Origin of the sequence: Pseudomonas sp. ADAK18 (assembly GCF_012935695.1) — a bacterium.
Taxonomy (GTDB): domain Bacteria; phylum Pseudomonadota; class Gammaproteobacteria; order Pseudomonadales; family Pseudomonadaceae; genus Aquipseudomonas.
Map to the genome: position 1 here is coordinate 3,652,301 of NZ_CP052859.1, position 15,299 is coordinate 3,667,599.

Annotated in this window: 12 protein-coding genes and 1 other RNA gene; 4 read left to right on the forward strand and 9 right to left on the reverse strand. The window is 58.9% G+C overall.

Features of this window, described 5'->3' with window-relative positions:
• Positions 1 to 96 precede the first annotated feature (96 nt).
• On the forward strand, positions 97 to 411 hold the full coding sequence (locus HKK55_RS16435) for a helix-turn-helix domain-containing protein (RefSeq protein ID WP_169355648.1): 315 nt from the start codon (positions 97 to 99) through the stop codon (positions 409 to 411).
• 152 nt (positions 412 to 563) lie between these two features.
• On the forward strand, positions 564 to 935 hold the full coding sequence (locus HKK55_RS16440) for a VOC family protein (protein WP_169355649.1): 372 nt from the start codon (positions 564 to 566) through the stop codon (positions 933 to 935).
• Here HKK55_RS16440 and HKK55_RS16445 read toward each other — a convergent pair.
• Positions 849 to 1,817 (reverse strand): DMT family transporter, encoded by a 969-nt coding sequence (locus HKK55_RS16445; RefSeq protein ID WP_169355650.1) that lies wholly within the window; start codon positions 1,815 to 1,817, stop codon positions 849 to 851. The genes HKK55_RS16440 and HKK55_RS16445 overlap by 87 nt on opposite strands.
• Positions 1,818 to 1,919: 102 nt before the next feature.
• On the opposite strand from HKK55_RS16445, the gene HKK55_RS16450 reads away from it, so the two are divergent.
• Together HKK55_RS16450 and HKK55_RS16455 are read left to right on the forward strand one after the other, a co-directional pair.
• Positions 1,920 to 2,783 (forward strand): LysR family transcriptional regulator, encoded by an 864-nt coding sequence (locus HKK55_RS16450; protein WP_155583055.1) that lies wholly within the window; start codon positions 1,920 to 1,922, stop codon positions 2,781 to 2,783.
• Between the two features lie 61 nt (positions 2,784 to 2,844).
• On the forward strand, positions 2,845 to 3,747 hold the full coding sequence (locus tag HKK55_RS16455) for a DUF2167 domain-containing protein (RefSeq protein ID WP_169355651.1): 903 nt from the start codon (positions 2,845 to 2,847) through the stop codon (positions 3,745 to 3,747).
• 56 nt (positions 3,748 to 3,803) lie between these two features.
• Here the strand turns inward: HKK55_RS16455 and HKK55_RS16460 are convergent, their stop codons facing one another.
• From HKK55_RS16460 to HKK55_RS16495, 8 genes are all read right to left on the reverse strand, one after another.
• The gene (locus tag HKK55_RS16460) at positions 3,804 to 4,418 is read right to left on the reverse strand and encodes a hypothetical protein (protein ID WP_169357883.1); all 615 of its coding nucleotides are present in this window, start codon (positions 4,416 to 4,418) and stop codon (positions 3,804 to 3,806) included.
• Positions 4,419 to 4,425: 7 nt separating this feature from the next.
• Positions 4,426 to 5,472: an N-acetylmuramidase family protein gene (locus HKK55_RS16465; protein ID WP_169355652.1), complete on the reverse strand. Its 1,047-nt coding sequence runs from the start codon at positions 5,470 to 5,472 to the stop codon at positions 4,426 to 4,428.
• 264 nt (positions 5,473 to 5,736) lie between these two features.
• An RNA gene (gene ffs / locus HKK55_RS16470) (signal recognition particle sRNA small type) lies at positions 5,737 to 5,833 on the reverse strand.
• 122 nt (positions 5,834 to 5,955) lie between these two features.
• Positions 5,956 to 7,122, reverse strand: coding sequence for a putative zinc-binding metallopeptidase (locus tag HKK55_RS16475; protein ID WP_169355653.1), 1,167 nt, complete (start codon positions 7,120 to 7,122; stop codon positions 5,956 to 5,958).
• A 222-nt stretch (positions 7,123 to 7,344) separates the two neighbouring features.
• Positions 7,345 to 9,702, reverse strand: coding sequence for an NAD-dependent DNA ligase LigA (gene ligA / locus HKK55_RS16480; protein ID WP_169355654.1), 2,358 nt, complete (start codon positions 9,700 to 9,702; stop codon positions 7,345 to 7,347).
• Between the two features lie 87 nt (positions 9,703 to 9,789).
• Positions 9,790 to 10,644, reverse strand: coding sequence for a cell division protein ZipA (zipA, locus tag HKK55_RS16485; protein ID WP_169355655.1), 855 nt, complete (start codon positions 10,642 to 10,644; stop codon positions 9,790 to 9,792).
• A 259-nt stretch (positions 10,645 to 10,903) separates the two neighbouring features.
• The gene (gene smc / locus HKK55_RS16490; RefSeq protein ID WP_169355656.1) at positions 10,904 to 14,392 is read right to left on the reverse strand and encodes a chromosome segregation protein SMC; all 3,489 of its coding nucleotides are present in this window, start codon (positions 14,390 to 14,392) and stop codon (positions 10,904 to 10,906) included.
• 2 nt (positions 14,393 to 14,394) lie between these two features.
• Positions 14,395 to 15,054, reverse strand: a complete 660-nt coding sequence (locus HKK55_RS16495) for a GntR family transcriptional regulator (RefSeq protein WP_169355657.1) — start codon at positions 15,052 to 15,054, stop codon at positions 14,395 to 14,397.
• Between the last annotated feature and the right edge of the window lie 245 nt (positions 15,055 to 15,299).

The following is a 15,299-nucleotide window of genomic DNA, read 5'->3' on the forward strand; positions in this document are numbered from 1 at the left end:
ATTACATCACATTTTGCAAGAAAAGGTGATGGTACGAGCGGTTGTCTAATTCCAAGATTTATCGTTAAGTTCTTGATTCTAAATGGGAATTGAGCGATGCAAATTTCAAGTTTGGGTCCAGCCATCAGGCGCTACCGCAAGGTAGCGGGGCTTACTCAGGCTGAACTAGGTGAAAAAACCGGTTTTGACCCTAAAACCATCAGCCGCTTCGAAACCGGCACCTATACACCCAGCGTGGAGGCTCTGTTTTTGTTCGCAGAGGCGCTGGAAGTGAAGCTGACAGTCTTTTTCGCAGACTTGGTCGACGAGGATGAACAGCGCGCTTACCTGTTCGGTGTCATACACAAAGCCACCCCGAAGGATCTGGGAAAGCTGATCGCGGCGGTAGACCAGGCCTTGTCCAAGCCTTAGAGCTCGCAACACCAGTACCCGTAATAAAAAGAGCAGACAGCCTGAGGCTGTCTGCTCTTTGTTCATCGACTCCTGACATGAACTGACAGGACAGGCCCTTAGACTTCACGGGACTGAGCCGCGCCATTGCTGCCAGCTACCATGGAGCCATCATGCAGATCCTCGACCACTACTTCCTGCTGTACGTCGACAGCCCCGCCACCAGTGCCAACTTCTACAGCCGTCTGCTGGACAAGTCGCCAGTAGCGCTGAACCCCACCTTTGCCCTGTTCATGCTCGATAACGGCGTCAAGCTTGGCCTGTGGTCCCGGCACACCGCGCTGCCCGCCGCCCAAGCCACCGGGGGCGGCTGCGAGGTAGGATTTCGCGTCGCCGAGCCATCAACGGTGGATGAACTGCATGCACACTGGGTCAGACAGGGGGTGAGCATTGCGCAATCACCCATCGAGATGGATTTTGGCTACACCTTTACCGGCCTGGATCCCGACGGCCACCGCTTGCGGGTGTTCACCGTGCCCCAGTAACGGCTGGCGGCGCCAGCGCCCTTCCAGGCTGATGGCGCCCACACTGGTCAACACGATCAGGCCGCCCATCACCACTCGCATTGAAATCTGTTCCCCGAGCATTGTCGCCGCCATCACCATCGCCACCGGCGGCACCAGGTACAAGGCCACCGAAGCCCGACTCACCTCGACGTGCCTCAACACATAGGCCCAGGCGAGGTACGCCAGGGCACTGGGAAAGACACCCAGCACCAGCACAGCGAGGTTGGCCGACAGCGGCGCCTGCCTCACCACAGCTGGCAAGCCTGGCAAGTAGACGCAAAGCAACAGCGTCCCTGACCACACCGTGTAGCACACCGTGGTCAGCGGACTGTAGCGCCGGGAATAGTGTTTCTGAATGGTGAAATACACGCTCCACGAGATCGCCGCCAGCAGAATCAGCAGGCCGCGCGGGTCGATCTCACCCAGGCCGCGCTCGCCCCAGATCACCACCAACACCCCTGTCAGCCCCAGCAGCACACACCCCCAACGCCAGCCGCTCACCCGTTCCTTCAAACAGACAAACGCCACCAGTACGCTGAACAGCGGTACCGATTGCGCCAGCACACTGGAGGCCGCCGCCGTCACCCACTGCTGGCCCAGGTTGAGGCACAGGTGGTGCAGGAAGATCCCGAAAAAACCCAGCACCAACAGCCATGGCAGATCCCGCAGACGAGGCAGCTCGATCCGCACCACCAACGCCACACCCGCCATAAACAGCGAGGCAATCAGAAAACGCGCCAAGGCCAGTTGGCCGGGACTGTAACCGTGCAGCGCCACGTGAATTCCAATGGGCGAATACGCCCAACAGAGGATCACGCTGGCAGTGACTAGCGTAAGCTTTACGGGTGACGGGGCATTCATCGACGACATCCAGAAACTGAGTGGGAATGCCGTCAGTCTTGTCCTGGGCAAGGTGCAGGACAATTAACCGTTTCTGACTTCTGTAATCACTGGAACTGAGCGATGGAACTGGCCCAACTGAAAATGGTGAAAGCCGTGGCACAAACCGGCAGCGTGGCCCAGGCCGCCGTGCAATTGCACTGCGTACCGTCGAACATCACCACGCGCATCAAGCAACTGGAAAGCGAGTTGGGCACACCGCTGTTCATTCGCGCCGGACGCGGGTTGGCGATCAGTGCTGCCGGCGAAGTGTTTCTCGACTACTGCGAGCGCATCCTTGCACTGGTGGAGGAATCCAAACGCGCGGTCGACAGCAACGCTATTCCTCGCGGCAAATTGCGTATCGGCGCGGTGGAGTCCAGCGCCAGTGGCCGCCTGCCTCCGCTGCTTGCCGAATACCACCGACGCTACCCGCAAGTAGAGTTGGAGTTGGTGACCGGCGCCTGGGCGCAACTTCTCGATGACCTGCAACATCATCGCCTGGATGCGGCGTTGGTGGCTGCTGGAGGCAAACGCCCCAAACTCGAACAAAGCGTGGTCTACAGCGAACGTCTGGTGCTGATCACCAGCGCCTCCAGTGCCCCTATTGCAGATGCCAGAGACTTGGCGGGTCGTACCCTGCTGGTCTGGCCGCCAGGCTGCCCCTACCGCGCCGCGCTGGAGAACTGGCTCAAACCCCACGACATCAAGCCGGCCATTGCCAGCTACGCCAGCTGGGGCACGATCATCGGTTGCGTCAGTGCGGGCATTGGCGTGGCGCTGGCACCAGAAGGCATCCTGGCCCGCTACGAGCAAGCCAACCAACTGACGTCCTACCGCTTCGATGAACTGGCGGCGGTGGACAATCTGCTGTTCTGGCACAAGGACACCCAGCGGCATTTGGCGCGGGATGCATTTGCAGGATTGCTGCGGGAGACGTTCGGCTAACGCGCCTCGGGCCGATTCAGTTATTCTTTCGCGCAATTAATTCAAAATGTAAGGGACTATCATGAATTACTTGCGCCTGCTTGCGGCATCTGCCTCCCTGAGCCTTGCTTGCGTGCCCGCCTTCGCCATCACGGCCCCCGCCCCCACCGAAGTGAGCGCACCGGCTGAAACCACCGAGCATTTTCTTGCCTCCCTCAAGCAGCAGACCGGCGTTGTCACCCTGCCCAGCGGCATCGCCACACTCAAGCTCAATGACGAGTTCTATTACCTGGACCCCAAGGATACCGAACGCCTGCTGACCGATGGCTGGGGTAACCCGCCCGGGTTCAAGACCCTGGGCATGATCGTCCCCAAGGCTGTCAGTCCGTTGTCGGATCGGGGCTGGGGTGTGATCGTCAGCTACAAACAAGATGGGCACATTTCCGATGAAGATGCCGCAAAAATCGACTACGCCGAACTGCTCAAGCAGATGCAGGAAGACGACGCTGACGATAACAAGGAACGGCAGAAACAAGGCTACGCAGGCCTACACCTGCTGGGCTGGGCCGAGCCGCCGCGCTACGACGAACAAACCCACAAAATGTACTGGGCCCGCGAGCTGAAAGCCGACGACGCCGACCAGAACACCCTCAACTACAGCATCCGCGTACTGGGCCGCGAGGGCGTGCTGGAACTTAACGCCGTTGCCGCCATGGCCGACCTGCCCACCATCAAACAGGAACTGCCCAAGGTGCTGGCCTTTACCAACTTCACCGACGGCAACCTCTACACCGACTACAACCCGGGCACCGACAAACTGGCGTCCTACGGGCTTGCGGCACTGGTGGCCGGCGGGATAGCCGGCAAGGCCGGGCTGTTCGCCAAAATTGGCGTGCTGTTACTGGCGGCGAAGAAGTTCCTGGTGATTGGCGTGGTGGCGTTGCTGGCGGTGATTCGCAAGGTGTTCAGCCGTAACAAGGCCTGATTCCGGACACAAAAAAGCCGCGACGTACCAGGCACGCCGCGGCACAGGAACAGAAATCAGTTGTGAGGGGCAGCCAGCTTGGCGTACTGATCCTGGCTGATCCAGCCGGTGAAAGACCGGTCCTGGTCGTTGATGAACTCCACCTGGGCCCAGCCATTTTTGTACGCCAGCACGCCCACCACATCGTTCTTGACGATATAAGGGCGTTTACCGGCTGAGGCCTGCGGGGTCTTCTGCAAAAAAGCCTTGTCAGCCAAGACCGTCACCAGGCCGATCCACTTTTTGCTGGCGGTCTGTGTCAGGTCCAGGCCGGTGGCGATATCGGGCATCAATACATTCATGCAGCCAGGGTGCTGCTGGCCTTTCTCGACCGTAAGGGTCACCCCGTCCGCCGACGCCTCGACCGAGCCCGGATAGACTTCTTCAGACCACGTGGAGACTGCCGAAGGCTTGCCGGCCTCAACCTTGCCTTGCAGATAAAAAGCACAACTGAAGGTTGTGCCCTCACCCCGCTCTTCCGCATAAAACCCCTCGACCTGATGCTCCGGCGTCACCGCCAGCATCAGCGCCTCGTACTTGCCTGAATGCAGTGCAGGAGCACCGGCAAACACGGGAGCCACTACACAAAAGGAAAACACACCAGCAGCCAACAATCGGGTGGAAAGCGTCATTGCCATCTTATTTTTTCCCTTCAAGCGCCTCATAGGCCTTTTTAATTCGCGAATCATAATCGCCATAATCCTTGCCGTTATAGTTCAACGCCATCGAGGCATAATCCTTGTTTTTCATGGCCTTGATCAAAGCCGAACTTTTACTGCAAAAGCCCACGAAGGCTTTCAACTGGTTGCCAGCATTAATCTTCATGGCTGCGGTGAACTCAAAAACAGTTTTGTAACCGCACGTCGAAAAATTGAAGCCCATGATTTGAAACATACCCCAGGAGGCCGACATCAAGGCCGCTTCCTGATCCAGGCCAAACGCGGTGGCCATGGTTTCCCAGGCTTTGGTCTGGTCCTTGTTATTGGCCTGCCACTGGGGCCCGGCTTTTTTCAAATACGGGTATGACAGCAGCGGATGCGTCTGGTCGTATTTGTGCTTGGTGTACTTGCGAAACAGATGGCCTTCAAAGGCAATCACCGGCAACTTGGCCGGTCCAAAACCGGAACGCCCGCCCGACTCCACCGTGGCAAACGCCTTGATGATGTTCACCGAGATACCGTTGCCCAACTGAGTTGCGGCGCTCTGAAAGTCTTTGTCAGTGAGGGTCATGCCCCCATCGCACGTGGCTTGGAGCACCATCTGCCGGTTGCGTCGTTCGGCTTCGATGACTGCGCGCATACGGTCCAGGTAGTGATTGACCGTGGCCTGGATCGTCTCCGCGCTGGCATTGCCAAAACCGCCGAGGAAACTCGGAATGCGTAGCGCCGGATTGGCCTTGACCGGCACCTTGATCGCTTCTTCGATCAGGCTGTTGAACGTGCGGCCGGTCGGGTCGATGACGCCATCGGGGTGGGCGTACTTGAGTTGGCGAAACTGATACTGGCTGATGCACTGCACCAACTGGCTATCACACTTGCCGTTCTCATTCAGCGCAAAGCCCATCTTGGGAATGATCAGATTAAATAAGTATTGGATGCATTGAACGTCACCGGGCAAGTTGCGCGCTTTGCCTGGGGCACCGACCGAAGCACTGATAAGACTGGGCAATCCTTGCACGCTTTTCATGACACGCATCCTTATTAGTTATTGAGGATGGCAAGCAAGGGCCATCACTTTAATATCATCCGTGCACCACTGTCATATATTGAAACATGTGGCTTACGAAAGCTAACAAGGCGTTTTAGGGTTGTCCAGAGAGGGTTTTGAAAGTTGCGAAATGGCCATCCACGCGCGGCGAGATAAAAGACAAGCAGACGGTCAAATATTCTGATGTGACGAAGAGATGATTCAAACAGGAGGGGTACTGCAGGAGGAGCGTTATGGAGGCAACCCCACCAGCCACACCCCGGCACACAATGTTCCCGCTGTGGCTGCTGCCTTCCGGCTCTGACCAGGTTCACGGGTAATCGTTGCGGGGGGACCGATGGAGTCACCATAACGACGCTCGCCTCTCGGCAAGCCGCGCCATTGTACCGATCTCATCGGAAGTTACAACCGTTGGTTCCGGATTAAAAAATGTTGGGGTTCAAGCACTTGCCCGCGGGTGCGTTATTGCGCCTGCAGCACCTCATCTGCCTTGCCGCCCTCTTGCTGAATCACCAAGTGGATAAAGTGCAACTTGGCAATCACCGCCGGCGGAAGGACAAAGGGATAGAAATCCGGCTGCCCCATGCTCCGCGATAGCTCATTGAGCATGCCGGCCAATTCGATCCACGCGTTGACGAACGACAGGAACGCCGCACCGCCCGGATGCTCGGGATCGTAGAGGCTACTCAGAGGAAACGGCTGGTAGTCCAGGTCCACCTCCCGCGCACTCATGCCAAACCCCAGGGCCGTATCCACCGCGTCCATCATGTGCAGGTAATGGGCCCAGGTTTCGGCCCAGTCTTCCCAGGGGTGCATGGTGGCGTAGGCGCTCACACAGGTTTGCTGCCAGTCCGGGCGGGGGCCGTTTTGATAGTGCTGTTCGAGGGCCTCGGCATAACTGGTGCGCTCGTCACCGAACAGGCGCCGGAATGGCTCCAGCCAATGGCTGTTGGCGATCAGGCGGTCCCAGTAGTAGTGACCGACCTCGTGTCGAAAGTGGCCGAGCAAGGTGCGGTAAGGCTCACGCATCTGCACCCGGACTTTTTCACGGTGGGCGTCATCGGCCTCCTTGATGTCGAGGGTGATCAGGCCATTGGCGTGGCCGGTGGTTGGCACCTTGCCTTCCAGGTTGATACCGACAAAATCGAAGGCCAGGCCGCTGTCTTCATCGACACTCTTGGGGATCACCTGCAAGCCAAGGCTGATCAACTGTGCAACCAGCCGTCGCTTGGCGATTTCCACCTTGCCCCAGCGCTCAGAGTTTTCAGGGATCGAAAGGTCGGGGATGGTGCGGTTCAGGCTGCAAGCGACGCACAAGGTCTGGCCGTTGTCCGCCGGCAACAGCCAGTTGCAGGCGGCCGGGGTATCCAGGTTAGCGCAACGGCGAAACAATCCTGCCTCAGGATCAGCATCCAACTGCCAGGTATCAACGTAGGGCCCAGGCTGCAAGGAGGAAAGCCGGCTGTGCTCCGGCTGATACCCCAGCAGCGCCGAGCAGGCGAGGCACTGGCTATTGCGAAAGAACAGCGACTGACCGCAACGACACTGCCATAACTTACTGTTGCGCGATTGCCCCGCCATGAACGGCGAGGCAATGCGCGAACTGAGCTGCTCGAAGTAGCGGTACATGGCGATCTCTCCCTGGGGCTGCCCAAGACTAGATCATGGTTACGAGCTGATCGTTCCAGTTTTTTACTGGTGACCTATTACTTGTAGCGAGGGGGCTTGCCCCCGTTGGGTTACGAAGCAGCCCCAGTAAGGTCGAGCAGTTTTTTTCAAGTAGAACCCGGTAGCAGGTTCTGGGGCCGCTACGCAGCCCAACGCGGGCAAGCCCGCTCGCCACAAAAAGGATCAGACCGTGATGTTGTGCTTGGCCAAAAAGGCCACAAACGCCTCTTCGTCCAACACTTTCAACCCCAGCTCACTGGCCTTGGCCAGCTTCGAACCCGCACCCGGTCCCGCCACCACGCAGTGGGTCTTCGCCGACACCGAACCCGCCACCTTGGCGCCAAGGCTTTCAAGCTTTTCCTTGGCAACATCGCGACTCATCAGTTCCAGGGAGCCGGTGAGCACCCACGTGTGACCAGCCTCGGGCAAGCCTTCGACGACTTTCTTCTCGCTCTGCCAGTGCATGCCGAAGTCCTTGAGCTGCAGCTCAATGGCCAGTGCGCGATTGGCGTTTTCTTCGTTGTCGAAGAAGTCTCGTACCGCCTTGGCCTGCTTCTCCGGCAACGCCTGGCGCATGTCGAGCCAATCGGCCTTGATCACGCCTTCCAGGGAACCGAACTTGTCCGCCAGCTTCTGTGCAGCGCCCGGCCCCACCGAAGGCACATGCAGCTTGTCCAGTAAGCCGCCCAAGGTGGTGCTGGCGGCGAACTCGGCACTCAGGTCGCCCTGCTCTTGCAACTCCAGCCCGCACTCGTTTTTGGACAGCAGCGCGCCAATCACTTCCTGGTTATGACCGTCCTCAAAGAAGCTGTGAATCTCATACGCCACTTCCAGTCCGACATCCGGCAAGTACGTCAGCACTTCCGGCAACGCCTGCTGCACCCGTTCAAGGGACGCCAGGGAGCGCGCCAGCACCTTGGCGGTTTCCTCGCCTACATCGGGGATGCCCAGGGCGTAGATAAATCGCGCCAGGGTCGGGGTCTTGCTGTTTTCAATAGCCGTGATCAGCTTCTTGCTGGAGACGTCAGCGAAGCCTTCCAGGTCGATGATCTGCTCGTACTTGAGCTTGTAGAGATCCGCCGGTGAACCGATAAGTTTTTCATCCACCAACTGCTCGATGGTCTTGTCGCCCAAGCCGTCGATGTCCATGGCCCGACGGGAGACGAAGTGGATGATCGCCTGCTTGAGCTGGGCACCACAGGCCAGGCGCCCAACGCAGCGGTACACCGCGCCCTCACTGACGGTTTCCTTGCCCTTGCTGCGTTTGACCAGTTGCGTGCGCTCAACATGGGAGCCGCACACCGGGCAGCTCTCGGGAATCTGCACTGCACGGGCGTTTTCCGGGCGACGCTCGAGCACCACCGACACCACCTGCGGAATCACGTCACCGGCACGACGGATGATCACGGTGTCGCCGATCATCAGGCCCAGGCGCGCCACTTCATCCATGTTGTGCAAGGTCGCATTGGACACCGTCACACCCGCGACTTTGACCGGTTTCAGCCGCGCCACGGGCGTGACAGCGCCGGTACGACCGACCTGGAACTCAACGTCCAACAGTTCGGTGAGTTCTTCCATGGCGGGGAATTTATGGGCAATCGCCCAACGTGGTTCACGGGCACGAAAACCCAGCTCTCGCTGGGAGGCGATGCTATTGACCTTGAACACCACACCGTCGATTTCATAGGGTAAGGCGTTACGCCGCTCGCCGATATCGCGGTAGTAGTCGAGGCAATCCTGAATACCCTTGGCCAGCTTCAGCTCGTGGCTGATGGGCATGCCCCACTGCTTCAACTGCTGCAGGTTGCCAATATGGGTGTCACTGATGTCGGTGGTTACACCGTAGCAGCAGAACTCCAGCGGGCGGCTGGCGGTTATCTTCGAATCCAACTGGCGCAAGCTGCCGGCAGCGGCGTTGCGCGGGTTGGCGAAGGTCTTGCCCCCGACTTCCAGCTGCGTGGCGTTGAGCCGCTCGAAACCGGCCTTGGACATGAACACTTCACCGCGCACTTCCAGGGTCGCCGGCCAGCCGATACCTTGCAGCTTGAGCGGAATATTGCGCACGGTGCGCACGTTGACACTGATGTCTTCGCCGGTAGTACCGTCGCCGCGGGTTGCGCCGCGCACCAACTCACCGTCCTGATACAGCAGGCTGACCGCCAGGCCATCGAGTTTTGGCTCGCAGCTGTATTCCACCGCCGCGCCGCCGCCAAACAAATCGCCCACCGGCAGATCCAACCCTTCGGTCACCCGGCGATCAAACTCCAGCATGGTGGTTTCATCAAACGCGTTACCCAGGCTGAGCATCGGAATCTCGTGACGCACCTGAGTGAAGGCCGACAACGCCGCACTGCCAACCCGCTGAGTCGGCGAGTCACGGGTGACCAGCTCCGGATGCTCGGCTTCCAGGGCCTTGAGCTCGTGGAACAGCCGGTCGTACTCGGCGTCCGGAATGCTCGGTTCATCGAGGACGTGGTAACGGTAGTTGTGCTGATCCAGTTCAGCGCGCAGTTCGAGGATGCGGGTGTGGGCGGCGGTCATGGGTGTTCTCTCATAAAGCAAAAGAGCAGCCGAAGCTGCTCAATATGTTAGTGCACGTATTCTACAGGCAACGCTTAAGATCGAACCTCAGCGCTTCTGTGTCAGGGCGCGACGCTCGAACTCCACGATACGCTGACGGTAGTGTTCGATGGTCTGGGCGGTCAGGACGCTGCGTTGATCATCCTTGAGCTCACCGTTGAGTTCCTGGGACAACTTGCGGGCCGCTGCCACCATGACGTCGAACGCCTGTTTCGGGTGACGCGGGCCTGGCAGGCCAAGGAAGAAGCTGACGGCCGGGGTGCTGAAATGGTCGATGTCATCCAGGTCGAAGATGCCTGGCTTGACCGCGTTGGCCATGGAGAACAGCACTTCACCGTTGCCGGCCATGCTTTCGTGACGGTGGAAAATATCCATCTCACCAAAACGCAGGCCGCTTTCCAGGATGTTCTGCAACAGCGCCGGGCCCTTGAAGCCAGCAGTGTCGCGGCAGATCACACTGATCACCAGCACTTCTTCAGCGGCAGGTTGATCCTTGGTGGATTCACGCGGGGCGCTCTTGGCCGGGCTTTCGTCCGGGAAATCGCCGTCACGACTGCTGAAGCTCGGGCCGTCTTCCAGGTCCAGATTCAGGTCGCCCTGGGAAGGTTCGCTGGCAGTACGCTTGCCGCGCTTTCCGGACGGCTCACGGGCTTCACGCACCGGTGCGCTCATCGACGGCAGGTCATGCTCGTCCAACTGCGGTTCCTTATGGGTGTCCAAGACACGGGGTGGCCCCAGCAGCTCGGCACTGCCGTCGTCGTCCGGTAAATTGGACAGGTTGCGGTCCAGGCGAAATTTCAACTTGCCCTTGCCACCGCGCATACGGCGCCAGCCATCAAAAAGAATACCGGCAATGACAATGATGCCGATGACGATCAGCCACTCGCGCAGACCGATTTCCATGTAATCCCGTGCCTCTAATAAAAAATGCTGAAAAATAAGGGGTTTAGCACCGTGCAAACCGCTTTAAAACGTGGCGCCAACTCTATGTTCTGAATGACGTTTTGCCCACGCATACGAAAATTTGACATTAAACTAGCACGACCAAAGATAACTTTACACCGTCTGTCAAAATGGCTTGAACAAATATGTCCCTTTGCCATCTTCCCACGACCGGTAAAACACCTTACATCCTGCTGAAAAATCCCTTTCAAACCGCAGCTTAAGATTCCACCATCGCCATCGCTTCTTCGACATCTACCGCCACCAAACGCGAACATCCCGGTTCGTGCATCGTCACCCCCATCAACTGATCGGCCATTTCCATGGCGATCTTATTGTGGGTGATGTAGATGAACTGCACCGTCTGGGACATCTCTTTAACCAGTCGGGCATACCGTCCAACGTTAGCGTCATCCAGCGGGGCGTCAACTTCGTCGAGCATGCAGAACGGCGCCGGGTTCAACTTGAAGATGGCAAATACCAGGGCCAATGCAGTCAGTGCCTTCTCGCCACCGGACAACAAATGGATGGTGCTGTTCTTCTTGCCCGGAGGCCGCGCCATGATCGTCACCCCTGTATCGAGTAGATCTTCGCCCGTCAGTTCCAAATAAGCGCTGCCACCACCGAAAACTTTCGGAAATAACGCCTGTAAACCACCATTAATCTGATCAAAGGTATCTTTGAAGCGATTACGGGTTTCCTTGTCGATCTTGCGAATAACGTTTTCCAAAGTGTCCAGGGCTTCCACCAGATCGGCGTTCTGGGCATCCAGATAACGTTTGCGCTCGGACTGCTGCTGATACTCATCGATAGCCGCGAGGTTGATCGCGCCCAGTCGTTGAATACGCGCGGCAATGCGCTCAAGTTCTTCTTCGGCCTCTTTTTCGTTGGCCTGGGCGGTCAAGGTATTGAGCACGCCATGCAAGTCGTAGCCATCTTCCAGCAACTGATCCTGCAAGGTCTTACGGCGCACAGTCAGGGCTTGCCATTCCATACGCTGCTGTTCAAGTTGACCACGGATCAGTTGCGATTGCTGCTCGGCCTGGGTCCGACGTTTTTCGGCATCGCGTAGTTCGCGGTCGGCATCTTCCAGGGCAATTTGTGCAGTCTTGAGTTCGACGTCGACGGTCATGCGCTTGTCGAGCAACTCTTCAAGCTTGAGCCGCAACTCCTCCAGCGGGGCTTCGCCCTCCTCCAGATTGAGGCTCAGTTGCTCGCGCTTCTCGGTCAGCCGTTCAGACTGCATCTCCAGGCGCTCGAGAGCCTGGCGTGTAGAGTCGTGCTGCGCCTTGAGCGAACCCAGGCGCACCGCCAATTGATGCGCGTGATCCTTGTGCTGACGGGCTTCCTGACGTACTCGATCAAGGCGCTCGCGCAAGCTGTCGCGCTGGGCCAACAGCAACTCGCGCTGTTCGGTATCCAGGGCCATGCTATCGAGGGCTTCCTGCAATTGCAGGCGTGACTCGCCGACTTGTTCGTGTTCAAGGGCGCGCTGCTCGCCCATCTCGGCCACTTCTTCATCAAGGCGGGAACGGCGCAGGGTCAACTGTTCGACCTTGGCCTTGCTCGCCGACAGCTGGGCCTTCAATTCGCCTTGCTGACGCGCTTCATCCTGCAACAGCCGGCGCAGGTGTTCGCGGCCAGTTTCTTGCTGGCGCTGGGTAGCGCGCAGGGTTTGCAATTGGGTTTCCAGCGCGTCGAGGGTTGCTTCGCGCTCTTCACGTTCGGCACTCAGGTTGACGATTTCCTGACCACGGGCCAGCACACCACTTTCCGCTTCACTGGCGCGGCGTACCCGCAGGAAATGCCGACCGACCCAGTAGCCGTCACGGCTGATCAGGCTTTCGCCGGCCGCCAACTGCCCACGCAGTGCCAAGGCCTGCTCCAGACTCTCCACCGGCTTGACCTGGCCCAGCCAGGGCGACAAATCAATCGCCGCCTCAACCTTGTCCAGCAAACTGCCCGGCACCCGCACACCGTCCGCCGCAGGGCTAAGCAAGCGCAAATCGCCCTGGGCAAAACCGGCCAGGTCGAAACCGCCAAAATCGTCCACCAGCACCGCTTGCAGATCGGCACCCAGCACGGTTTCCACCGCCAGCTCCCAACCGGCCTCGACTTTCAAGCCCTCAGCCAGGCGAGGGCGCTCGGCCAGATGTTGATCGCGCAACCATTCGGCGGTACCCGTGCCAGGATCCAAAGCCGCCTGCTGCAGGGCTTCCAGCGACGCCAAGCGGCCGTTGAGCCGCTGCAAGTCACCCTGAGCCTGCTGCTGCGCCTGACCTGCCTGTTGCAGCTGTTGACGCAGTTGCTCCAGGCGCTCCACTTGCTGTTCTTCGCTGGCTTCCAGCTCTTCAAGCGTCATTTCGCTCTCGGCCAGTTGCTCGCTCAGTTGCAAGATCGCCGCGTCTTCCGGATCTGCGGCGAGCAACACGCGCTCCTCCAGCAGACGCCGCTGGCGTTCGGCCAAGCGTTCCATGCTGGTTTCCAGTTGCTGGATGCGCGACTGCTGCACCTCGGCTTGACGGCGTGGTTCAGCGGAACGCAGGTTGAAAGCGTCCCACTGCTCCTGCCAGCCGTGCATGGTGGTTTCTGATTCTTCCAGGGTCGCAGCAGCTTCTTCGGCCGCCGCACTGGTGACTTCCTGCTCAGGGGTGAGCATGTCCAGCTCTTCACCGAGGGTCAGCAGCAAGGTACGGTCGTGACCCAGGTGAGATTCGGTTTCCAGGCGCGCGCGTTCAGCTTCTTTCAGATCGTCCTGCAACTGACGCAAGCGCTGCTGACCGTGCTGAATGCTCTGCTCGACCCGGGCAATATCACCGCCCACCGAATAGAAGCGCCCCTGCACCAGATTGAAGCGCTCAGACAGGTCATGGTGACCGTCTCGCAGGCGTTCGATGCTCGCGTCGGCGTTGCGCTGCTCGGCCACCAGGGCTTCGAAACTGATTTCCTGGGTGCCGATGATCGCTTCGCGCTGGCCGACCTGATCATTCAAGGCCTGCCAACGCAGCGCCGACAGTTGGGCCTTGAGTTGGCGTTCTTCGCCCTTGTATTCCTGATACTTCTCGGCAGCCTGGGCCTGGCGGTGCAGACGCTCGAGCTGACGCTCCAGCTCTTCACGCAAGTCGGTCAGGCGGGCGAGGTTTTCGTGGGTGCGGCGAATACGGTTTTCGGTCTCGCGACGGCGCTCCTTGTACTTGGAGATGCCGGCGGCTTCTTCGATAAAGTTACGCAGGTCTTCGGGCTTGGCTTCGATCAGCTTGGAAATCATCCCCTGCTCGATGATCGAATAGCTGCGCGGGCCCAGGCCGGTGCCGAGGAAGATATCGGTAATGTCCCGGCGTCGGCACTTGGTGCCGTTGAGGAAGTAACTGTTCTGGCTGTCGCGGGTCACTTTGCGGCGGATGGAGATTTCCGCATAGGCGGCGTACTCGCCAACCAAGGTGCCGTCGGAGTTGTCGAACACCAGTTCGATGCTGGCCTGGCTCACCGGTTTACGGCTGGTGGAGCCGTTGAAGATGACGTCGGTCATCGACTCGCCACGCAGGTTTTTCGCGGAGCTCTCGCCCATCACCCAGCGCACGGCGTCGATAATGTTCGACTTGCCGCAGCCATTGGGCCCTACCACCGCCGCCATGTTACTGGGGAAGTTCACCGTGGTCGGGTCGACGAAGGATTTGAACCCCGCCAGTTTGATGCACTTGAGCCGCACGCTTAGGCAACCGCCAAGGCAGCGATAACCAGGGAACTGCTGCGCTGGCCGTAGGCCGAGAGCACCTGGCGAATCTGTGGCAGGTCACGGGCCAGTACAGCGGCGAGCAATTGCTCGAACAGAGCCAGGTACTCGCTCATTTCCGCCTTGCGCTGATCCAGGGCCAGGTAATAGGCACGGTTCATCGCCGGTTGCAGATTCTCGACGGTTTCCTGCAGATACGGATTGTTGGCAAAGGGATAGGCCGCGCGCATCACGTTGAAGCTTTCTTCGACGAAGGCACGAATGTCCTGGCGCTCGAAATTACTCACCAGCCGCTGTTGGATCTGCACGAACGGCGCCATGTCGGTCTGGGTTTTCCAGCCTTCGGCGACCGAGTTGCCCAGCAGGATGTACAACTCGGACATCAGCGTGCACAGGCTCTGCACCTTGTGGGCAGTGAGCTCGGTGACGTGGGCACCACGGCGCGGCAGGATCGCGATCAGGTGCCGCCGTTCAAGGATCAGCAAGGCTTCGCGCACGGAGCCACGGCTGACATTGAGCGCCAGCGTGACCTTCTGCTCCTGGATCCGCTCCCCAGGCTTGAGGTCGCCGCGAATGATACGTTCGGCGAGGTGGTGAGCGATTTGCTCGGCAAGACTATCCGGCGCCTTGAACGTCATGTTTTCCCTTCAAAATCTTCTATCGGTACGAGCGCGGCAGTGTAGCGCACTTGCAGGTTGATGGCGCTGGGCCCACAAGCTGGAATTTGGCATGAAATAAGCAGCCGTTAAAGCCCATATGCCCCCCAAAACGTCGGTTCCAAAGATCTGGACCATAATTAAAGATGTTGAAATCGCATTTTCTTGACCTTCCGGTCAGAAAATCGTTGACCGAAAAGTCAGACATGACTAGATTCGGCGCAAAG